The sequence below is a fragment of the Nocardia arthritidis NBRC 100137 genome, assembly GCF_001612765.1.
Lineage (GTDB): Bacteria > Actinomycetota > Actinomycetes > Mycobacteriales > Mycobacteriaceae > Nocardia > Nocardia arthritidis.
Genome location: NZ_BDBB01000007.1, coordinates 204,573 through 226,172, shown reverse-complemented (window position 1 = coordinate 226,172; position 21,600 = coordinate 204,573). Strand labels below are relative to the sequence as shown.

Annotated in this window: 17 protein-coding genes; 12 read left to right on the top strand and 5 right to left on the bottom strand. The window is 68.9% G+C overall.

The genetic code is table 11. The features are described from left to right. The first annotated feature begins 26 nt into the window (after positions 1 to 26). The 3 genes from NA8_RS07750 to NA8_RS07740 all read left to right on the top strand — a co-directional run bounded on the left by NA8_RS07750 (position 27) and on the right by NA8_RS07740 (position 4,207). Positions 27 to 1,889 (top strand): dynamin family protein, encoded by a 1,863-nt coding sequence (locus NA8_RS07750; protein ID WP_063049654.1) that lies wholly within the window; start codon positions 27 to 29, stop codon positions 1,887 to 1,889. After that, a complete protein-coding gene (locus tag NA8_RS07745) occupies positions 1,886 to 3,442 on the top strand; it encodes a dynamin family protein (protein WP_245663704.1) in 1,557 nt (518 codons plus the stop codon). Before NA8_RS07750 ends, NA8_RS07745 begins: the two co-directional genes overlap by 4 nt. Positions 3,443 to 3,562: 120 nt before the next feature. After that, entirely contained in the window at positions 3,563 to 4,207 is a 645-nt protein-coding gene (locus NA8_RS07740) for an HhH-GDP family DNA glycosylase (RefSeq protein WP_063049652.1), read from the top strand. A gap of 10 nt (positions 4,208 to 4,217) precedes the next feature. On the opposite strand, the gene NA8_RS07735 is transcribed toward NA8_RS07740, so the two are convergent. After that, complete coding sequence (locus NA8_RS07735) at positions 4,218 to 5,381, bottom strand: zinc-binding dehydrogenase (RefSeq protein ID WP_063049651.1); 1,164 nt, start codon at positions 5,379 to 5,381, stop codon at positions 4,218 to 4,220. A gap of 423 nt (positions 5,382 to 5,804) precedes the next feature. Here NA8_RS07735 and dnaK point away from each other — a divergent pair, with 423 nt between their 5' ends. The 5 genes from dnaK (at position 5,805) to NA8_RS07710 (ending at position 11,612) form a co-directional block, all read left to right on the top strand. Next, positions 5,805 to 7,655 carry a molecular chaperone DnaK gene (dnaK, locus tag NA8_RS07730; protein WP_063049650.1) on the top strand — a complete coding sequence of 617 codons (1,851 nt, stop codon included), beginning with the start codon at positions 5,805 to 5,807 and terminating at the stop codon, positions 7,653 to 7,655. Then, on the top strand, positions 7,652 to 8,314 hold the full coding sequence (gene grpE, locus NA8_RS07725; RefSeq protein WP_063049649.1) for a nucleotide exchange factor GrpE: 663 nt from the start codon (positions 7,652 to 7,654) through the stop codon (positions 8,312 to 8,314). The genes dnaK and grpE overlap by 4 nt, the downstream gene beginning before the upstream one ends. A gap of 21 nt (positions 8,315 to 8,335) precedes the next feature. After that, positions 8,336 to 9,499, top strand: a complete 1,164-nt coding sequence (gene dnaJ, locus NA8_RS07720; protein WP_063049648.1) for a molecular chaperone DnaJ — start codon at positions 8,336 to 8,338, stop codon at positions 9,497 to 9,499. After that, the gene (locus NA8_RS07715) at positions 9,499 to 9,915 is read left to right on the top strand and encodes a heat shock protein transcriptional repressor HspR (protein ID WP_063049647.1); all 417 of its coding nucleotides are present in this window, start codon (positions 9,499 to 9,501) and stop codon (positions 9,913 to 9,915) included. Before dnaJ ends, NA8_RS07715 begins: the two co-directional genes overlap by 1 nt. Before the next feature lie 527 nt (positions 9,916 to 10,442). Next, complete coding sequence (locus tag NA8_RS07710) at positions 10,443 to 11,612, top strand: FAD-binding oxidoreductase (RefSeq protein ID WP_063049646.1); 1,170 nt, start codon at positions 10,443 to 10,445, stop codon at positions 11,610 to 11,612. Here NA8_RS07710 and NA8_RS07705 read toward each other — a convergent pair whose 3' ends face one another. The 4 genes from NA8_RS07705 to NA8_RS07690 all read right to left on the bottom strand — a co-directional run bounded on the left by NA8_RS07705 (position 11,613) and on the right by NA8_RS07690 (position 15,729). Then, a complete protein-coding gene (locus NA8_RS07705; protein WP_063049645.1) occupies positions 11,613 to 12,374 on the bottom strand; it encodes an FAD-binding oxidoreductase in 762 nt (253 codons plus the stop codon). A 29-nt stretch (positions 12,375 to 12,403) separates the two neighbouring features. Beyond that, positions 12,404 to 13,561: a globin domain-containing protein gene (locus NA8_RS07700; protein ID WP_063049644.1), complete on the bottom strand. Its 1,158-nt coding sequence runs from the start codon at positions 13,559 to 13,561 to the stop codon at positions 12,404 to 12,406. A gap of 298 nt (positions 13,562 to 13,859) precedes the next feature. Beyond that, positions 13,860 to 14,732: an LLM class flavin-dependent oxidoreductase gene (locus tag NA8_RS07695; protein ID WP_218019416.1), complete on the bottom strand. Its 873-nt coding sequence runs from the start codon at positions 14,730 to 14,732 to the stop codon at positions 13,860 to 13,862. A 61-nt stretch (positions 14,733 to 14,793) separates the two neighbouring features. Further along, on the bottom strand, positions 14,794 to 15,729 hold the full coding sequence (locus NA8_RS07690) for an NADP-dependent oxidoreductase (protein WP_063049643.1): 936 nt from the start codon (positions 15,727 to 15,729) through the stop codon (positions 14,794 to 14,796). A 340-nt stretch (positions 15,730 to 16,069) separates the two neighbouring features. Here NA8_RS07690 and clpB point away from each other — a divergent pair, with 340 nt between their 5' ends. From clpB to NA8_RS07670, 4 genes are all read left to right on the top strand, one after another. After that, positions 16,070 to 18,625 carry an ATP-dependent chaperone ClpB gene (clpB, locus tag NA8_RS07685; RefSeq protein WP_063049642.1) on the top strand — a complete coding sequence of 852 codons (2,556 nt, stop codon included), beginning with the start codon at positions 16,070 to 16,072 and terminating at the stop codon, positions 18,623 to 18,625. Positions 18,626 to 18,858: 233 nt separating this feature from the next. Next, a complete protein-coding gene (locus tag NA8_RS07680) occupies positions 18,859 to 19,668 on the top strand; it encodes a DUF5666 domain-containing protein (RefSeq protein ID WP_063049641.1) in 810 nt (269 codons plus the stop codon). Positions 19,669 to 19,805: 137 nt separating this feature from the next. Next, positions 19,806 to 20,774, top strand: a complete 969-nt coding sequence (locus NA8_RS07675) for a TtfA family protein (RefSeq protein ID WP_439957372.1) — start codon at positions 19,806 to 19,808, stop codon at positions 20,772 to 20,774. 16 nt (positions 20,775 to 20,790) lie between these two features. Beyond that, positions 20,791 to 21,600: an SDR family NAD(P)-dependent oxidoreductase gene (locus tag NA8_RS07670; protein WP_063049639.1), complete on the top strand. Its 810-nt coding sequence runs from the start codon at positions 20,791 to 20,793 to the stop codon at positions 21,598 to 21,600.

The following is a 21,600-nucleotide window of genomic DNA, read 5'->3' as shown; positions in this document are numbered from 1 at the left end:
TAATACGGAAAGAGGTCGATACCGCGATGGGGACGCCCGCGCCGAACGCCACTTCACCGGCGGTACCGCTGCTCTCGGTACTCGGTGAAACCATCGCGGCGGCCCGTGCCGCGGGCCGCAGTGATCTGGTCGGCCGCTTGGAAGTGGCGGCCGACCGGGTTCGTGACCCGCGCAGGCGAATCGTCGTCGCCGGACAGCTGGACCAGGGCAAGAGCCGTTTCGTCAACGCGCTCCTGAACCTGGACATCTGCCCGGTGGGCGACGACGCCACCACCACGGTGCCGATGCTGCTCGCGCACGGCGCTGAGCCGCGCGCGGAGCTGGTGCTCGCGGCGCACGGCGATTCCAGCGGCGCGGAGACCAGGGTGGCGGTGCCGATCGCGGAGATCGGCGCGATCGATCAGCGTTCACCGCTCGCGCAGGGACGGCGGATCGTGCGTCTCGAGGTCCAGATACCCAACGCGCTGCTGGCCGACGGGATCGTGCTGATCGATACCCCGGGCGTCGGCGGACACGGCAACGCCCACGCGGCGGGCGTGCTCGGAATGGTGCCCGCCGCGGACGCGGTGCTGGTGCTGTCGGACGCGTCGACCGAACTCACCGAGCCCGAACTGGCATTCCTGCGGCAGGTTCGGGAGCTGTGCCCGACGGTCGCGCTGTTGCTCACCAAGACCGACCTGTACCCGCATTGGCGGCAAGTGCACGAAGCCGATCTGCGCCATCTCGCGCGGGCCCGCCTCGACGTGCCGATGATCCCGGTGTCGTCGTTGCTGCGCAGCCACGCGATGCGATTGCAGGATCAGCAGCTCGGCGTCGAATCCGGCTTCGGCGTGCTCTACACATTTCTGCGCGACCAGGTTGTGGCGCGCGACCAGCTGGCCACCCGGGCCGCCGTGGCCCGCGATATCCGTTCCGCGGCGGAGCATCTCGCGCTGGCGCTGGGCAGCGAGCTGGTCGCGATCCGCGATCCGGCACAGGGCGCGGCGGCGGTGCGCGAGCTGCAATCCGCCCGCGCCTCGGCCGAGGAGCTGCACCGCAGGACCGCCGCATGGCAGCAGACGCTCGCGGATGGCATCACCGACCTGGCCGGGGACGTCGACCACGATCTGCGCGACCGGCTGCGCAACCTCGCCCGCACCACCGAGGAATGGATCGACGAGCACGACCCCGGCCGGCACTGGGACCGCATCGCCGAACACCTCACCGGCACCGTCGACACAGCCCTCGGCGACAACTTGCTGTGGACTCATTCCCGGGCTGTTCAACTCGCCGAGCGCGTCGCCGAACATTTCTCCGAACTCGGCGCCGTCGACCTGCCGGACGTGCGCCCCGGCGCCGGAGCCGACTCCGGCCGCGCCCTCTCCGGCACGCTCGCCGATCTGGAGCCCGACATCGGTTTCGGCAGCAAGCTGCTCGTCGGCATGCGCGGCTCCTACGGCGGCGTGCTCATGGTCGGGCTGGCCAGTACCTTCGCCGGGCTGGCCATGCTCAACCCGATCTCCATCGGCGCGGGACTGATCGTGGGCGGCAAGGCTTTCCGGGACGACAAGCAGGCCAGGCTGGCCAAGCGGCGCAACGAGGCGAAGGCTGCGGTGCGCCGCTTCGTAGACGACGTGGCGTTCCAGGCGGGCAAGGAGTCGAAGGACCGGCTGCACCGCATCCATCGCGCGTTGCGCGACCACTACGCGGGCGTCGCCGAACGCAGTCTGCGCTCGATCGACGAGTCGCTGCGGGCCGCGCAGGAGGCGGCGTCCATGGTCGCCACCAGCCGGGCCGAACGCGGTGCGCAACTGGAACAGCAGCTGCGCGTAGTCGCCGAACTGCGCCGATACGCCGATGCCATGCAGACCGCACTACCGATGGGACCCGCCGGTACGGTAGCCCCGTGAGACGTGATGGTGGCCCGGTGCCGGGAATCGTCGCCGAGGCCCATCGGCTGGTCGGCGCGGCGCAGGCGGCGCTGGCGGGCGAGCCGCGCCCGCGTGCCCTGCTGGCCGATTGTGCCCGCCGATTGGATCAGCCGTTGCGCGTCGCGCTGGCCGGTTCGATCAAGGCGGGCAAATCCACATTGCTGAATTCCCTTGTCGGACAGGATATCGCACCCACCGACGCGACCGAGTGCACCAGGGTGGTCACCTGGTATCGGTACGGATCGACGCCCAGCGTGACGGCCTACGCTCCCGATGGCGCCCGCGCGCACGTCGTGGTCCGGCGCGGCAGCGGAACGCACGGGCTGACCTTCGACCTGGACCGGCTCAACTGGAGCGCGCCGGCCCCGCGCGAGGTCGACCATCTCGAGGTCGAGTGGCCCGCCGCGGCGCTCACGCAGACCACGATCATCGACACCCCTGGCACGTCCTCGCTGTCGCGCGAGGTGTCGCGGCGCACCGCGCGTCTGCTGACTCCGGGCGCGGACGACGAGCGGGCCGAGCAGGGGATCGCCATCCCGGGCGCCGACGCCGTCGTGTACCTGCTGCGCAGGCTGGACGCGACGGACGTGCAGTTCCTCGAGCGCGTGGGCGCGGGAACCGCCGCGGCCAACGGCGGGCCGGGGGCGCCCGGTCCGCTCGGCATCGTCGGCGTGGTCTCGCGGGCCGACGAGATCGGGGCGGGCCGGATCGACGCGCTGCACTCGGCACGGGATGTGGCCACGCGTTTCGCGGGGGAGCTGGAACGGACGGGGTTGTGCCAGGCCGTGATCCCGGTCGCCGGGCTGCTCGCATTCGCCGCGGCGACGCTGCGGCAGCAGGAGTTCGCGGCGTTCGAGACGCTGGCGCGGGTGCCGGTCGACGAATTGAGCGCCGCGTTGCTCTCCGCCGATCGTTTCGCGCGCGCCGACATGCCGCTCCCGGTGCCGCCGGAACTGCGTGCGCAGCTCGCCGAGCGGTTCGGGTTGTTCGGTATTCGCATGGCGGTCACGCTGATCCGGCTCGGCGTGCGCGATTCGGCCACGCTGGCCGAGGAATTGACCAGCCGCAGCGGAGTGGACGAACTGCGCTCGGTGCTCGACGTGCAGTTCGGTCAGCGCGCCGACCAGCTCAAAGCGCATTCCGCGCTCACCGCGCTGGCCCGGGTGCTGACCGCCTACCGTGGCACCCCGGCCGATCGTCTGCTGCCCAGGGTGCGCACCTTGCTCGCGGACGTGCACGGTTTCGCCGAGCTGCGTCTGCTCGGCCGCCTGCGCACCGACGAATTGGCGCTGATGCCCGCCGACGATCTCGCCGAACTGCATCGCCTCATCGGCGGCTCGGGAATCGCACCGCACCTGCGTCTGGGCCTTCCGTCCGATGCGCCGCTCCCCGCCCAGCGCGCGCAAGCGGTGGCCGCGGTCCGGAAATGGCGCGCCCGGGCGCGCCACCCCTTGGCCGACCAGTTCACCGCCACGGCCTGCCTGACCGCCGCCCGCAGTGCGGAAGGCACCTTGAGCGTCCTGCCGGAATGAGCCGCTGACCGCCGCCTCCGGAGCGCCGTGACCTGCGGGGACAGGCGCATTCCGCTGTCCGTGGGCGGGTGTAGTCGCCGTGGGCCCGGGTATGCGCCTTGGTAGCGAGAGGAGGTAACGATGAGCCAAGAGGACGTCGTACACGAATTGCTCGTCCGCGCGGGCACGGGATATGCCGAGGAAGCGGGTATCACGCTCGATGACAAACCGGCCGCGCTCTTTCAGCTGCTCATGCTTTCCCAACTGCTCAGCACCCGCATTTCCGCCGATATCGCCATCGGGGCCACGCGAGAGCTGATCAGCAGCGGCTACCGGACGCCGCACCGGGTGGCCGACGCGCAGTGGCAGGAACTGGTCGACGCGTTGGGGCGGGCGAACTATCGCCGCTACGACGAGAGCACCGCCACCAGGCTGCACCACAATGCCACGCGCGTGCTCGACCGCTACGAGGGCGACCTGCGGGAACTGGCGAAGAAGGCGGACGACGACCCCGAGCGCGCCGCGGAACTGCTCCAAGAGTTCGACGGTATCGGTCCGACCGGGGCCCATATCTTCCTGCGCGAGATCCAGGACATCTGGACCTGGGTCCGGCCGCATTTCGACGAACGGGTCTTGCGCGGCGCCAAGCGCGTGCAGTTGCCGGAAGATCCCGACCGGCTGGCGCGGCTGGCACCGGATCACCACACCGCGGAGCTCGCCGCCGCCTTGGTGCGGGTGACGCTGGACGAGAAGATCGCCGACGAAGTTCTCGCCGCCGCGCCCTGAGCGCGCGTCCTCAGATCAGGGCGGCGCCCGAAGCGCGCGGATCGATCAGGATCTTCGCGTGCTTCTCCGGGTTGCCGAGGGTGGTGAAAGCATCGGCCACGCCGTCCAGCCCGACGGTCCCGGTGATCAGCGGGCTGGGGTCGACCTTGCCCTCGGCGAGCATGTGCAAGGTGTCACGGAACTCGCCGGGGTCGTAGCCGAGCACGAAGCGCAGCTCGATCTCCTTGTTGATCGCCATCGCGGGATGGAAGCGGTCGGTTTCCATGCACACCCCGACCACCACCACGCGTGACAGCGGCGGTGCGGCCGCCAGGATCTGGTCGATGATGCCGGGCACGCCGACGCACTCGAAGATCACCGGGCCGCTTGGCCCCTTGTTCAACGTGTGGGCCAGCCGGAAGACGTACCACCACGGGAGGTTGGGGACCCGCCGCAGGCGGTCCATGGTGTCGAAGCCGAGAGCGAGTATGTCGGTGACGCCGTTGATCCGGCCCTTCTTCGGAGCGGCCGTCCAGGGCGATTCCGTCGCCGGGTCCACCACCACATCGGCGCCGCAGGCGGCGGCGAGTTCTCGCCGACGTGGCGAGAAGTCGCTGGCGACCACCGTGCGCACACCCGCCGCTTTCAGCATGCTGATCACCGCGAGGCCGATCGGCCCGCAGCCGATGACGAACGCCGTCTGTCCCTTGCCGACGCGGCCCTTGCGTACCGCGTGCCAGGCCACCGCCATGGGTTCGGTCAACGCGGCGTGTTCCGGGGACAAGCCGTTGGGCACCGGCATGGTCATCGATTCCTGGACCACCACCTGCTCGGCGTAGCCGCCCGGCGCCGCGGTCGACAGCCCTACCAGGTGGGGCTGCTCGCCATGCCGGACGATCGGAAGCGCCACGACCGGTGTTCCCGTCCGCCATCTTCTGCGGCAGTCCGGGCCGTAATCGACAACCGTCCCGCTGAATTCGTGCCCGAGCACCACGCTCTGATCCGAACGCATGAAGTGCGCGTAACCCGTGGCCACGGCCAAGTCGGACAGTTCGTCGGCGTGGGTGCGGGCATGCAGGTCCGAGCCGCAGATGCCGCAGCGCGAGACGTCGATCAGCAGTTGGCCGGCGCCCGGGCGGGGTGTGGGCAGCTCCGCGACCTCGAACTCGGCGGCGGTGACGACGGCGGCCCTCATGGCGGCTCCTCGGATCGACGGCGCACGGCGGCCGACCCGGCCACCCGCCGTCACCCTACTGCGCGAGGGCTCCCGCCGTGACTGTCCTCGGTTGCACGGCGGTGGTAGGGCCTCGCGGGTCGAGGACAGCGAAAGCCTCGACGACCCTCCTGTGCGGCAGATCACACACTCCGGTGGTGGTCCGGGAATTAATCGCGCGAGCCACCCGTTGAGCTATTCGACAAGATTGAGTGTGTAGGGCTCAAGTTTCGGTTGACTCCGGAACTCCCGCGAGGCAGGATTGAGCCGACCACGCTCAGTGTTGCTGGGGCCGTGCTCCGTGAGGTGCTAGGGGCGAGGTCTCGCGGCGTCCTTCATCGGATGTCGCAGGGCGGTTTCGCCCAGCACCGACACACATTGGTACGTCAACTAGGAGGAACCACTATGGCTCGTGCGGTCGGAATCGACCTCGGGACCACGAACTCGGTCGTCGCCGTTCTCGAAGGCGGCGAACCGGTGGTCGTCGCCAACTCGGAAGGATCGCGCACCACCCCGTCGATCGTCGCCTTCGCGAAGAACGGCGAGGTGCTGGTCGGCCAGCCGGCCAAGAACCAGGCCGTCACCAACGTCGACCGCACCATTCGCTCCGTCAAGCGGCACATCGGCACCGACTGGACCGTCGAGATCGATGGCAAGAAGTACACGCCGCAGGAGATCAGCGCACGCACGCTGATGAAGTTGAAGCGCGACGCGGAGTCCTACCTCGGTGAGGAGATCACCGACGCGGTCATCACCGTGCCCGCCTACTTCGAGGACGCCCAGCGGCAGGCCACGAAGGAAGCGGGCCAGATCGCCGGCCTGAACGTCCTGCGCATCGTCAACGAGCCCACCGCGGCGGCGCTGGCCTACGGCCTGGACAAGGGCGACAAGGAGCAGACCATCCTGGTCTTCGACCTCGGTGGCGGCACCTTCGACGTCTCGCTGCTGGAAATCGGCGAGGGCGTCGTCGAGGTCCGCGCCACCTCCGGCGACAACCACCTCGGTGGTGACGACTGGGACGAGCGGGTCGTGCAGTGGCTGGTCGACAAGTTCAAGGCCAGCTCGGGCATCGACCTGACCAAGGACAAGATGGCCATGCAGCGGCTGCGTGAGGCCGCGGAGAAGGCCAAGATCGAGCTGAGTTCCTCGCAGAGCACCTCGATCAACCTGCCCTACATCACCGTCGACGCGGACAAGAACCCGCTGTTCCTCGACGAGCAGCTGACCCGCGCCGAGTTCCAGAAGATCACCTCGGACCTGCTCGACCGCACCCGCGCGCCGTTCCAGTCCGTGATCAAGGACGCGGGCATCAAGGTGTCCGACATCGACCACGTCGTGCTCGTCGGCGGCTCCACCCGTATGCCCGCCGTCTCCGATCTGGTCAAGGAACTGACCGGCGGCAAGGAGCCCAACAAGGGCGTGAACCCGGACGAGGTCGTCGCCGTCGGCGCCGCCCTGCAGGCCGGTGTGCTCAAGGGTGAGGTGAAGGACGTCCTGCTGCTCGACGTGACCCCGCTGTCGCTGGGCATCGAGACCAAGGGCGGCGTGATGACCAAGCTCATCGAGCGCAACACCACCATCCCCACCAAGCGCTCGGAGACCTTCACCACCGCCGACGACAACCAGCCGTCGGTGCAGATCCAGGTGTTCCAGGGTGAGCGCGAGATCGCCTCGCACAACAAGCTGCTCGGCTCCTTCGAGCTGACCGGCATCCCGCCTGCCCCGCGCGGCGTGCCGCAGATCGAGGTCACCTTCGACATCGACGCCAACGGCATCGTGCACGTCACCGCGAAGGACAAGGGCACCGGCAAGGAGAACACGATCAAGATCCAGGACGGCTCCGGCTTGTCCAAGGAGGAGATCGACCGGATGGTCAAGGACGCCGAGGCGCACGCCGCCGAGGACAAGGCCCGCCGCGAGGAGGCCGAGACCCGCAACCAGGCCGAGTCGCTGGTGCACCAGACCGAGAAGTTCATCAAGGAGAACGAGGACAAGGTCCCCGCGGACGTCAAGACCAAGGTCGAGGCGGCCATCGCCGAGGCGAACGAGGCCCTCAAGGGCACCGACATCGCGGCGGTCAAGTCGGCCGTCGAGAAGCTGGCGACCGAGTCGCAGGCCCTCGGCCAGGCCATCTACGAGGCCTCCGCCGCGGACGCGGCGGCGCAGGGCAACGGCACGTCGAGCAGCGCGCAGGACGATGACCAGGTCGTGGACGCCGAAGTCGTGGACGAGCCCGTCGACACGGAGAAGAAGTGACCGAGGGCAACTCTGAGAAGGAGCCGATCACCTTCGTCGACAACCGGAAGATCGATCCGGAGACCGGCGAGATCAGGCGGCCGGCCGCGGACAACGGCGCCGCGGCCGCGCAGGCCCCGGAGGCGGGCAACGGTGCGGAGAACGGCAACGGTGGCGAGGCTTTGGCCGACGCCATCAGCGGTGAGCTCGCCGAGCGCACCGCCGACCTGCAGCGGCTGACCGCGGAGTACGCCAACTACCGGCGCCGGGTCGAGCGCGACCGCAAGGCCACGATCGATTCCGCCAAGGCATCGGTGGTCACCGAATTGCTCGGCGTGCTCGACGATCTCGATCGCGCGCGGGCGCACGGCGACCTCGATTCCGGTCCGCTGAAGTCGGTGGCCGACAAGCTGTCGGCCGCGCTGCTCAAGCAGGGTCTCGAGGAGTTCGGTTCGGAGGGCGAGCCCTTCGATCCGACCCTGCACGAGGCTGTGCAGCACGAGGGCTCCGGCCACGATCCGGTGATCGGCATTGTGATGCGCAAAGGCTATCGCTTCGGCGATAGGGTGCTTCGGCACGCGCTCGTCGGGGTAACCGACGGCGTGGCCGATCTGACGGAAAACGCCGAACAGCCGACCGAAGAGGCATCGGATGATGATGCCGGCGCGAACGATCAATGATGCGAGAGGAGGAGATGCTCGGTGAGCCAACGGGAGTGGATCGAAAAGGACTTCTACAAGGAGCTGGGTGTTTCCTCCAGCGCCTCGCAGGACGAGATCAAGAAGGCCTATCGCAAGCTCGCGCGTGACTTGCATCCGGATGCCAACCCCGGTGACAACAAAGCCGAGGAGCGGTTCAAGGCCGTCAGCGAGGCGCACGCCGTGCTGTCGGATCCGGCCAAGCGCAAGGAGTACGACGACACTCGCAAGCTCTTCGCGGGTGGCGGCTACGGTCGCGGTGGGTTCGGGCCCGCTGCGGGGGGCGGCTTCTCGCAGGAGTTCAACATCGGGGACATCTTCGGCGGCGGCGGCGCCGGCGACGGTGGACTCGGTGACCTGCTCGGCGGTCTGTTCAACCGGGGCGGCGGCACGCGGACGTCATCGAGCCGCCCCCGGCGCGGCTCCGACGTGGAGACCGAGACGACGCTCGGTTTCCGGGAGGCGGCCCAGGGCGTCACGGTTCCACTGCGGATGACCAGCCCGTCGCCGTGCACCACGTGTCACGGCAGCGGCGCGAAACCGGGCACGAGCCCGCGGGTCTGCCCGATCTGCAACGGAACCGGCATCGTCAGCCGCAACCAGGGCGCGTTCGGCTTCAGCGAGCCGTGCGACGAGTGCCGGGGCAGCGGATCGATCATCGACGATCCGTGCGTCGACTGCCACGGCAGCGGCATCCAGAACCGCACGCGCACGATCACCGTGCGGATTCCTCCTGGAGTCGGTGACGGGCAACGGATCCGGCTGGCCGGTCAGGGCGAGGCGGGATTGCGGGGGGCGCCCTCGGGCGACCTCTATGTCACCGTCCACGTCAGCCAGGACAAGGTCTTCGGCCGCAACGGCGACGACCTGACCCTGGTGCTTCCGGTCAGTTACAGTGAATTGGTGCTCGGCACCACGGTTTCGGTGCCCACCCTGGACGGCCGGGTCGGCGTCAAGGTGCCTCCGGGCACCGCCGACGGCCGCATCCTGCGGGTACGCGGCCGTGGTGTGCCCAAGCGCGGCGGCGGCGCGGGTGACCTGCTGGTGACGGTGAAGGTCGCGATCCCGCAGAAGCTGGACCGCGAGGTCGTCGAGGCGCTCGAGCGCTACCAGGAGGCGGAGCGGGCCAGTGGCTTCGATCCACGTGCGGGATGGGCAGGTGCGTGATGTCCTCGGAACCGAAGAACGCGTCCGGCGGGTCGCGGGCCGAGTTCTTCATGATCTCGGTGGCGGCCCAGCTGGCCGGCATGCACGCGCAGACACTGCGCACGTATGACCGTCTGGGACTGGTCACGCCGCAACGTACTTCGGGCGGCGGTCGGCGCTACTCGGCCCGGGACGTGGAGCTGCTGCGCGAGGTGCAGCGGTTGTCCCAGGACGAGGGCGTCAACCTCGCGGGCATCAAGCGCATCATCGAGCTGACCAATCAGGTGGAGGAGCTGCGTCAGCAGGTCGCGGAATTGTCGGCCGAGCTGGAGCGAACGCGGACCGGATACCGTCCCGACCTCGCCCCGCAACGCAGTACCGCACTGGTCGTCTGGCAGCCACGGCACCGTCGCGAGGACGGTCAGCGCAGACGATAACCGGCACGAGGACGGCCCCGGCCTCGATCGCACTTCGCGATCCGAGACCGGGGCCGTCGTCGTTTCACCGCCACTGATAATTTGCTGAGGGTAAACCAGAACATGTTCGACGGAAGTATTGCGGCGGAGTTCATTTCGTTGTCGAATCAACTGGGCATTTCTACCATAGATTAGTTTACGGAACCTGTGCCGTTTGCCCGGTTCGATCCTCATCCGGTGCTCTCCATGTTGCCCTGATGTCGCTAGAACAGACCAATCGGGACGAAATCGACCAAGCGGCACTTGCCTTTTCGGTAAGCGCATGACCGCTTTCGCGTCAGATCTACGGTCTTGCAGTCGGTTTCTCTGGCGTGTCTCGCTGAATATCCTCGTTTCGAAGAAATTACACGCGTGATGTTCCTTCGAAAGATTCCGTTGCTGGCAAACCTCGCCTACACTCCTTTCCGTCGGCTGCTGTCGAGTGGCCCCGCAGCACCTCACTCGCCGGCATGGTTCGTGAACGAGTGCGAAATGGGGTTGTGACATCAATGGATTCACGCGCTGTCGCTTTGATCAGAACAACTTTCAAGGCGGTTGCTGCGGAGGATGGGGGGCCGGAGAAACTGGCGAGATCGTTCTACGCGATCTTGTTCACCGACTACCCGCATGTCCGCGATTTCTTCCCCGCCGCGATGGACTCCCAGCGCGATCGTCTGGTCAAGGCGATCTCCTACGCGCTGGACCGGTTGGAGGAGCCCGACAAGCTGCTCCCCTTCCTGGCCCAACTCGGTAGGGATCACCGCAAATACGGCGTGCAGCCCGCGCACTACGCCGCCGTGTGCACCGCGCTGAAGACCGCCGTCAAGGTGTTCGCGGGGACCGAGATGTGGACCGACGAGGTCGACCGGGCCTGGGACGAAGGCCTGAAGATCATCGCCGACACCATGATCGGCGCGGCGGAGAAGGAGACCACGCCGTCGGCGTGGACCGGCACGGTGATCGAGCGCCGCGAGGTGCTGCGCAACCTCGTCGTCGTCCGGCTGCAACTGGACCAGCCGATGCGCTACGCCGCGGGTCAGTACCTGAGCGTGCAGATCCCCTCGCGGCCGCGCATGTGGCGCTATCTCTCGCCCGCCGTGCCCGCGAACGCCAACGGTGAGATCGAGTTCCACGTTCGTAGTGTGCTGGGCGGCTGGGTCAGCTCGGCCATCGTCGGCCAGACCGTCGTGGGCGACCAGTGGCTGCTCGGCTCACCGCTCGGTGGCCTCGGCGTTCCGCGCAACGCCAAACGCAAGATGCTGATGGTCGGCTGCGGCACCGGAATCGCGCCGCTGCGCGCCCAGCTGATGTCGATGGCGATGCGGCGGACCAATCCGAAGGTCCATCTGTTCGTCGGCGGGCACCACCCGTGCGACCTCTACGACCTCGAGACGTTGAGCAAGCTGGCGATGGCCAACCGCTGGCTCACCGTGACGCCGGTGAGCGAACACGACGAAAACCCGTGGTGGTACGCGGAACCCGACGAGCCGCGCACCACTTGGCCCGGCCTGGAACCCCGCGTGACCGGCCAGATCGGCAAGGTCGTCGCGAGCTTCGGCGCCTGGTCGGACCGCGATGTTCAGATCGTCGGTTCGCCGTCGATGGTGCAGACCACCAAGTTCCGCCTCATGGCAGCGGGAACCCTGGCGAAAAACATTCGCCACGACCCGCTGTACTGATCAGAGCCCCTCGAATTGGATGCGCTCCGGGGGTGTTCCGGTTTCCAGGAGGCGGTCGACCGTGGTCTGGACCATGGCGGGGGAGCCGCAGACCAGCACTTGGTGCTCGCGGAAGGCGCCGTGGGAGCCGAGGACTTCGGCGAGTGTGCCGTAGAGCAGGTCGTCGGGTGAGAAGCCGATGTCTACACGGGACTGCTCGTACCATTCGTCGACCCAGTTCGGGTCCTCCAAGCTTTCCACCACGGGGATGACGGTGAGCCAAGGCAATTCGGCGGCCAGCAGGAAGAGCATGTCCGAGGCGTACAGGTCGCGGGGGGAGCGCCCGCCGACGAAGAGGTAGGTGGGCGGCGGGGAAGGCTTGCGCGCCAGTTCCAGGATCTGGGCGCGCATCGGCGCCAATCCCGTGCCGCCGGCGATCATGACTACCTCGTCGCCGTCCGGGTCGATCCAGAACCCGCCTGCCGGAGCGCCGATTCGCCACTCGTCGCCCGGCTGCGTGTCGGCGACGATCGCGCCGCTGCACCAGCCGCCCGGCACGGTGCGCACGTGGAACTCCAGCTTGCCGTCCAGGGAGGGCGGCAGCGCGGGGGAGAACCTGCGGCGCACGCCGGGGTGCTGTGGAACTCGCACCTCGACCGATTGCCCGGCGGCGAAGGGCACGAACTCGCCGATCAGGCGGATCACCGCGAGATCGTGCCGGAGCCGATGATGGCCGACCACGGTCGAGGTCCACTCCGGCGCTTGATGACCGTTACCGAGCATGCTCGGATCCCCCAACGGGGCCTCCTTCGTTACACAGGGTCGCAACTGATGTTCTGCTCGGGCGTGCCGACCGCGATGAGCGCACGCTGGGTATCCGCGATCATCCGGGCCGATCCGGCGATCTGGATCTGGCGGTCCGCCCACGCGCCGAAGCTCGCGACGACGGCGCCAAGATTACCGATCAGGCGCCGGTGCATGCCGTACGGTGCGTCCTGCGGCGGATGCGGGTACCACCACGGATTGGTCTTCTGCTCACACACGGGCACGATCGTCAGCCACGGGTTGCTCTGCGAGAGCTGCCACATGTTCTCCACGTCGTACAGATCGCAGGGATAGCGGCCCCCGATGAAGAAGTGCACGCGCGGATTGATGCCGCGCTGGCCCATCTCGATCAGCTGGGCGCGCAACGGCGCGATGCCGGTGCCCGAGCCGATCATGAGCACGTCGCGGCCGCTGTCCCGGTCGACGTGCAATCCGCCGAGCGGGCCCGCGATCCGCCAGCGGTCGCCCACCCTGGTCTCGTTGACGATCGCGGGGCTCACCCAGCCGCCGCGGATCTTGCGCACGTGGAACTCGATCTCGCCGTACGGGTTGGACGGGATGGCCGGGGAGAAATAGCGCCACATCTTGGGCCGCTGCGGGATCGTGACCGGCACGTACTGTCCGGCCTGGTAGGGCACCGGCCCGTCGGATTGCAGCCGCACGATGGCCAGGTCCTCCAGCACACGGCGATGGCCGACCACGGTCGCCTCCCACACCGGCTGCGACTTGTCGGAGTTGGCGCCGATGGCCATGGACGCGGAGATCAGGATGGTGATGTCGCGCCAGCCCTCCTCCAGGCTCCGGTTCCAGGCCGCGCCGTTGTAGGCACGGAACGCCGCGAGCAGCGCGCGGCCCGCCACGTCGTAGTGCGCGGCCTCGACGCCGTACTTGCGATGGTCGCGGGCGAGTTGCTCCAGGAATTTCTGCGCCCGGTCCCAGTCCTCCAGGTGATCGAGCACGTACTGGATGGCCGTGGCGATGCGCTTGGCCTGCATCTCCATGGCGGGTGGGAACAATTCGCGCAGCCGGGGATTCTCGGCGAACAAATGTCCGTAGAACGCACTGACCAACCGCTCGGGTCCATTCGGCGACTCGATCACCGAACGAAAATTGGCGCGGACCAGCGCAGCCGAACGCGCATCCACGACGTGGAGCTTCCTTTCCCTCAGTTCTGCCCGGGGAGATATCCGTTACCGGCGGTCTCCCGCTGACAAGTATCCCCGAAAATGCCGTGGTCGTGTGGGTATAGGCATACCTTCGCCTTCGCTCCGGCCGGGCACGGGCTGGAGGCGGACTACGTCCGGCCGCGCCCGTCGGTGCCGTAAGACCCGGGCAAACGGTAATCGGTGGGCAAACGGCGGATGTTGCTGACCCTTCGGTAACCGGAGCCACGGATGGACGGCGCCGCCACTTCGCGGCCCGCCCCCGCCGAGCAGACGCCGGTCACGACCCGGCACCGGCCCGAACCGCAGGCACGACCTGCTCGGTATAACGACGGATCTGCTCGACCGGTTCCCCCTCGGTGGGCCAGAAGACGAATCCGTCGATCCGCTGGTCGTGGTGCAGAACCAGTAGATCGTCGACCCACCGCGCGACCGGCCCCTCCAGGAAGCCGTAGTCGGTTCCGTCCGCGGTGATGGTCCCGGACACGTTCAACACCCGCCGCACCGCCAGCGGGTCCCGGTCCGCCGCCGCGGCGGCGTCATCGATCCGCCTGCCCGCCGCTGCGAGGAACTCCGGCGGCGCCCACGCGGCCGACGGCACCCAGCCATCGGCGGCGCGTCCGGTGAGTTCGAGCATGCGCGGGCCCCGCGCGCCGAGCCAGATGCCGGGATCGTGCCGCGGACGGGGACCGGGATGCGCGCCCGCGAGGGAGTAGAAGGACCCGGGCACCCGGACCGATCGCGCGTCGCTCCAAAGCGCGCGGATGACCGCGATCGCCTCGCCGAGGGCGCGCACCGCTTCGCCACCGGTTCTGCGCGGTCCGCCCATCCCGGCGACGGCGTCCCAGAACGCGCCCGCGCCGAGGCCGAGCTGGATCCGGCCGTCGCTGATGATGTCGAGCGAGGCCACCGATTTCGCGAGCAGCGCGGGGTGGCGCAGCGGCAGGTTCGCCACGTCCGGGAAGAAGGTGATCCGCTCGGTCCGCGCGACCAGAGCGGTGATCAGCGTCCAGGTGTCCAGGAAACGGCGCTGGTAGGGGTGGTCCTGGATGCCGATCAGGTCGAGCCCGGATACGTCGGCGTACACACTCAGCTCGGCGAGCCTGCGGAAGTCCTCGGCCTCCGGGATCAGGAACAGGCCGAATTGGGGCACTCGAGTGTTCAGCGCACACCTCCGGGGTCTCGCGGGAAGCCGGCCGGCGGGCCGGTACGGCTCAGATGGCGAGCACGGTCTTGCCGCGTGCGCCGGGCGCTCCGATGACCGCGGGTCCCTCCGCGAGCGGGACGGTGGCGTCGATCGGCACGACCACGTCACCCGCCGCGACGCGCTGGATCAGCCTGGCCAGCTCCGGCGCTTTGCCCTGGGATTCGATGTTGCCACCCTTGATCGACCGCGCGCGCAACGCGGCCTCGTCGGCGGCGAAGGTGGTGGAGTAGACGGTGCCGCCGTCGCGGACCAGTGTGGTCAGTTCAGCGAGCGCCTCGGGTGGGCTCACGAGGTCGAACAGCACGTCGATGCCGTCCGGATGCGCGGCGGCGACCTGGTCGCGCACCGGGGCCGCGGTGTAGTCCACCGTCTCGGCCGCGCCCAGCCGGGTCATCTGATCGGCAGAACCGCCGCGCGCCGTCGCGATGACGTGCGCGCCCGCGATATTGGCCAGTTGCACCAGGAAGGAGCCGACGCCGCCGGTCGCGCCCACGATCAGCACGGTCTGGCCGGGCTTGATGTGCGTGGCGTCCACGAGATCCTGCGCGGTGACCCCGGCGGTCGGCAACGCGGCGGCCGCGACGGTCGGCACGCCGGGCGGGATCGGCACCAGCGTGCCGCCCTCCGGGAGCACCGCGTACTCGGCGAAGCTGCCGTGGCCTACCGGCGGTGTGAGGAACTTGCCGACCACCCGGTCCCCGACGGCGAAGCGGCTGACGCCCGCGCCGATCGTGGCGACGGTGCCCGCCCCGTCCACCCCGAGGATCATCGGGAAGTCGTGGGGGAGTCTGCCGTCCAGGATCCCGGAGGCCACCTTCTGGTCGAAGGGGTTCACCCCGGCCGCCTGGAGTTGGACCCGCACGGCTCCGGGTCCGGGTTCGGGCATCGGCATCTCGGCCAGTTCCGGCGTCGCTCCGAACTTCCGTACCACGATCGCGCGCATCCATTCGCTCCTTGATTCGGGGTGAAGAGTGATGCAACAAGTGACGGCCGAGGTCATCGTAGGCATCCGAACCCCGCCGACGTGCGGAATCACCGCATCGGCGGTGTCGGCGAGGCGTCGCTTTCGCCGGTGCCGGGGCGTAGCGTTCGATGCGATCCCCGGCGACGTGCGGGCGCGCCGAAAAAATTAAAACTTGAGCGGAACAGACTCAACCTTTCCGACGTTGGACGGTAAAGAACGGCGGCGAGCCGGTAGGCGAGCGGGCGAGATGAAGCGAGGGCTTCGGTCGCACCGCAATCGTGCTCGGCGTCGTGCGAATCGACTAGTAGGAAGGTGACTCGTGGACTCGTTCAATCCCACCACCAAGACCCAGGCGGCGCTCACCGCCGCCCTGCAGGCGGCCTCCGCCGCGGGCAACCCTGAGATCCGTCCGGCGCACTTGCTGGTGGCGTTGCTGGACCAGACCGACGGCATCGCCGCGCCCTTGCTGAAGGCCGTCGGAACGGATCCGGCGACCGTGCGCCGCGAGGCACAGGACCTGGTGGACCGGCTGCCGCGGGCGACCGGCGCCACCACCACACCGCCGCTGGGCCGCGAGGCACTCGCCGCGATCACCGCGGCGCAGCGCCTGGCCACCGAACTCGGTGACGAGTACGTCTCCACCGAGCACGTGATGGTCGGTCTCGCCGCGGGCGACTCCGACGTGACCATGCTGCTCACCAAGTACGGCGCTACCGCCGACGCGCTGCGTTCGGCGTTCACCGCGGTCCGCGGCAGCGCCCGGGTGACCAGCCCTGATCCGGAAGGCAGCTACCAAGCGCTGGAGAAGTACTCCACCGATCTCACCGAAGCCGCCCGCTCCGGCAAACTCGACCCGGTGATCGGCCGGGACACCGAGATCCGCCGGGTGGTGCAGGTCTTGAGCAGGCGCACCAAGAACAACCCGGTGCTGATCGGCGAGCCGGGCGTCGGTAAGACGGCGATCGTCGAGGGCCTGGCCCAGCGCATCGTGGCGGGCGACGTCCCCGAGTCGCTGCGCGGCAAGTCCGTGGTGGCGCTCGACCTCGGCGCGATGGTCGCGGGCGCGAAGTACCGCGGCGAATTCGAGGAGCGGCTCAAGGCAGTGCTGGAGGACATCAAGAACAGCGCGGGCCAGATCATCACGTTCATCGATGAGCTGCACACCATCGTCGGCGCGGGCGCGACCGGCGAATCGGCGATGGACGCGGGCAACATGATCAAGCCGATGCTGGCTCGCGGCGAGTTGCGTCTGGTCGGCGCGACCACGCTGGACGAATACCGCAAGCACATCGAGAAGGACGCGGCCCTGGAGCGGCGCTTCCAGCAGGTGCTGGTCGGGGAGCCGTCGGTGGAGGACACCATCGGCATCCTGCGCGGCATCAAGGATCGTTACGAAGTGCACCACGGCGTGCGCATCACCGACTCCGCGCTGGTCGCCGCCGCCACGCTGTCGGATCGCTACATCACCTCCCGGTTCCTGCCGGACAAGGCGATCGACCTGGTCGACGAGTCGGCCTCGCGGTTGCGCATGGAGATCGACTCCCGCCCGGTGGAGATCGATGAGGTGGAGCGCGCGGTGCGCAGGCTGGAGATCGAAGAGGTCGCCCTCGCCAAGGAGACCGACGAGGCATCCAAGCAACGGCTGGAGAAGCTGCGCGCCGAACTCGCCGACGACCGGGAGAAGCTCAACCAGCTGACCACCCGTTGGCAGAACGAGAAGAACGCGATCGACCAGGTGCGCACGCTCAAGGAAGAACTCGAAGCGCTGCGCGGCGAATCCGAGCGCGCCGAGCGCGACGGCGACCTGGGCAAGGCGGCCGAACTGCGCTACGGCCGGATCCCGGCGCTGGAGAAGCAGCTCGACGAAGCCGAGAAGACTTCCGCCACAGCCGGAGACGGCGAGGTCATGCTCAAGGAGGAGGTCGGCCCGGACGACATCGCCGAGGTGGTGTCGTCGTGGACCGGCATCCCGGTGGGCCGGATGCTGGAAGGGGAGACGCAGAAGCTGCTGCGCATGGAGGAGGAGCTGGGCCGCCGCGTGGTCGGTCAGACCGAGGCGGTGCAGGCGGTGTCCGACGCGGTGCGCCGGGCGCGCGCGGGTGTCGCCGATCCGAACCGCCCGACCGGCTCGTTCATGTTCATCGGCCCGACCGGCGTCGGTAAGACCGAGCTGGCGAAGTCGTTGGCGGACTTCCTGTTCGACGACGAGCGCGCCATGGTCCGCATCGACATGAGCGAGTACAGCGAGAAGCACTCGGTGGCCCGGCTGGTCGGCGCCCCGCCCGGCTACGTCGGTTACGACCAGGGTGGTCAGCTCACCGAGGCGGTGCGGCGCAGGCCCTACACAGTGGTGCTGTTCGACGAGATCGAGAAGGCGCACCCGGACGTGTTCGACATCCTGCTCCAGGTGCTCGACGAGGGCAGGCTCACCGACGGCCAAGGCCGCACGGTGGACTTCCGCAACACCATCCTCATCCTGACCTCGAACCTGGGTGCGGGCGGTGATCGCGAGTTCGTCATGAACGCGGTGCGTTCGGCCTTCAAGCCGGAGTTCCTCAACCGCCTCGACGACGTGGTGATGTTCCACGCGCTCGACGAGGAGCAGCTCGAGCGCATCGTCGACATCCAGCTCGACCAGCTGCAGAAACGGCTGGCGCAGCGCAGGCTGAAGCTGGAGGTCGGCGATTCGGCCCGGTTCTGGCTCGCCGTGCGCGGTTACGACGCCGCCTACGGCGCGCGTCCGTTGCGCAGGCTGATCCAGCAGGCCATCGGCGACTCCCTGGCCAAGGAACTGCTCGCGGGCGAGGTCACCGACGGCGACAGCGTCAAGGTGAGCGTCAGTCCCGACGGGGACGGCCTGATCGTCGGACGGTGAGCGAGCGGCCTCGCTCCGGGCAGCGCTCGGGGCGAGGCCGGTTCGATGACCACTGCGCAACTCGGTTCGCGCACAGCATGTTTCATCGACTCGGCACGGTGGCGACACCGACGGGAGCCCATCGACGGCCGCCTCGCGCGGAAGGGATCGGGCTCCGGCGCGGGTCTTCCGGAGGGCACACCGGTTCAGCAGGTGCGGGCGCGAGTGCGCGAACAAAGCCTACGCTGGAACGCATGACCAACCCGAACGATCCCTGGGGGCAGCGGCCGGAGGATGCGCCGACCGAACACCTGGGTCCGCCGGGCAAGTCCGGATACGGGGACCCCGCGCACACCACGGAGTACCTCGATGCGTACGGCACCGCCGCGCCGTCGGAATATCCCCCGACCGAACATTACGGAGCGTGGGGGCCGCCGGGCACCAACGCGACGCGCGAGTTCCCCGCCTACGACGCCCAGTGGGCCGCCTATCCGGACAGCGGCGGCGATCGGTGGCCGGGCACGGCGGGGCCGCCCGGTGGCGCGATGCCGCCCGGTGGCGGACCGCCGCCGGGGCCGCCGCAGCCGCCGCAGCGTAACACCGGCCTGTGGATCGCCCTCGGCCTCGGCGTGGTGTTGCTGATCGGAGCCATCGGGGTGGTCGCGGGCGTGCTTCTGGGCAGCAGCGATTCCGGTTCGGCCGACACGGCGGCGGCCACGACGGCGCGCGTCACGACGAAGCCGGCGCCGGGAACCAGGACCGCGCAGCCGACCCCGCCGAGCGGGCTGCCCAGCGTGCCCGGCCTCGGCGACGTCGACGGACTCGGCGCGACGGTGGGCACCATCACCGCCAACGACGGGGGCACTCTGACGGTCAGTTCGGTGATGGGCAACACCATCACGGTGCGCACGGACGCGAGCACCCAGGTGATCGCGTTGTCGGGCACCGCGGTGTCCGATCTGGCCCCCGGTGAGCTCGTCATGATCCAGGGCGACAAGGGCCCGGACGGATCGATCCAGGCCAAGATCATCATCGGTACCTCGCTGCCCGGCGGCGGACGATGAACGGCCCCGGCTGCCTTCGATGGGCGGCGCCGCGCGTTCACCTGGTGAGCGGAATCGGTGCCCGCTTCTCTTTCGCTCGGCTCGGCGCGGGGGTAATGACGGACCATGTCCGGCCGGGACTATTAGGCTAGGCGTCGATGACGGCAATGTGGTTCGGGTTGGCGGCGATCGCGCTCGTGGGCGCGATCGTGCTGCTGTATTTCGATCGGCTCCAGCGGCAGCGGACCGGTCACGCGCGACAGGTCTGGGCGAAGTCGCAGGGCTATACCTACGTGTCCGTGGAACCCGCGCTGCCGTCCACGTGGCGCCGCGGCGCGCTGGCCAAATTGGGCTATCTCTCCGCGGTCGACGTGGTCTCGGGCATCCGTAAGGGCGAGAAGTTCGTGCTGTTCGATCTGGAGGATTCCGCGACGCTCGTCGCGGTGCGCCGCCAGATCGGCTCGGACATCGACGTGGACATGCGGTTGAAGACGGCCGCACCGCCCAAGGACCACGATCTGGAGCTGCTCGGTGCGATCGGCGATCGCGTGGTCTTCGCCACCAACCCCGAAATCGCCAGGCACGCGGTCGATCAGCGCATGGTCGCCTTCATCGAGAATCTGCCGGACACCGTGCAGATGCTCTGGAGCGAGGGCAACTGGACGCTGGGCATGCTGCTGGTCGGCACTACTTCCAAGGACTGGGAAGGCGCGATCGACGCGGTGCTGCGCCTGTCGGGCCTGCTGCACGTACTGCCGCCGGTCAGCGAGCCGCGTTTCGACGGCGGCGGACACGATCCGGGCCGTCCGCGCCCCCGCGAACGCAGGCGCGAGGACGACGCCGACGACCGGCCGCGCGCCGAGGCCGAGGACGACGAACTGTCCGGCGACGACTCCTACACCGACGAGCGTGCGGACGAGCCGGGCCAGGAACCGGCGCGTCGCCCCTCGCTGGCCGTCGTGCCGAATACGCGCGCCCGCGGGCGCGAGGACGAGAAGGCGCGGCCACGCGAGGACCGCGACGCCGACGGCCGGACCGATCCGGAGTCGCGGCAGCGGCCCGCCGACCCGCCCGGCGGACCGTTCCATCCCGGATTCCGGCCATACCAGGGACCTGTGCCGAAGTGACCGGCCACGCGCCCGCATGACCGAGCATCCACACCCCAGGCTGCCCGGCGCCACCCGCCCGGTGGCCTTGATCACCGGACCGACCTCGGGTATCGGCCGCGGCTACGCGACCCGCCTGGCCTCGCTCGGCTACGACCTGGTGCTGGCCGCCCGGGACGAACGGCGTCTCACTGCCCTCGCCACCGAGGTGGAGCACCGCTTCGGTACCCGCTCGCAGATCCTCGTCGCCGATCTGGCCAGGGCCGCGGACCGCGAACAGGTCGCGGCGCGGCTGACCGAGGGCGTCGAATTCCTGGTCAACAACGCCGGTTTCGCGCACTCCGGTGAGTTCTGGACGTTGCCGCCCGAGCAGTTGCAGGCGCAACTGGACGTCAACGTCACCGCCGTGGTGTTGCTCACCAGGGCCGCGCTGCCGTCGATGATCGCGGCGGCGAACGGCTGCGTCGTCAACGTGGCCAGCGTGGCTGGCCTCATCCCCGGACGAGGGTCGACGTATTCGGCGTCCAAGGCCTACGTCGTATCCTTCACGGAAGGGTTGGCAGGGGGATTGGCCGGGACCGGAGTCCGGGTCCAAGCCCTGTGCCCGGGATTCGTCCGCACGGAATTCCATCAGCGAGCAGGCATCGAGATGTCCTCGCTGCCCGAAGCGTTGTGGCTGAGCGTCGAGCAGGTAGTCGCCGGCTCACTGCGTGATCTGGAGAAGGGCCGGGTGCTCAGCGTGCCCGGAATGCAGTACAAAGCGCTCACCACCCTCGCCGGAGCGATCCCGCGAACCCTGGGGGCCCGGCTCAATCGCGGGCTGTTCAACGCACGCGGAAGGACTTGA